The 216-nt window shown below is 55.6% G+C and carries 1 protein-coding gene; it reads left to right on the top strand.

Annotated elements, in window-relative coordinates:
• On the top strand, positions 1-216 hold a 216-nt coding region (locus tag B2V21_RS16470; RefSeq protein WP_286917422.1), incomplete at both ends, for an ATP-binding protein.

Genomic DNA, 216 nt, shown 5'->3' with positions numbered 1-216 from the left:
TGTACATCGGCGACACCGATGATGGTAGCGGCTTACACCACATGGTCTTCGAGGTGGTGGACAACTCCATCGACGAAGCCCTGGCTGGTCACTGTGACGAAATTACCGTCACCATTCATCCTGACGAATCCATTTCCGTGACCGACAACGGCCGCGGTATTCCCGTGGACGTGCATAAGGAAGAAGGCGTATCTGCAGCCGAGGTCATCATGACCG

This window comes from Pseudomonas sp. UBA6276 (assembly GCF_002438365.1).
Taxonomy (GTDB): Bacteria; Pseudomonadota; Gammaproteobacteria; order Pseudomonadales; family Pseudomonadaceae; genus Aquipseudomonas; species Aquipseudomonas coleopterorum.
This window is presented reverse-complemented; position numbering and strand designations above follow the sequence as displayed.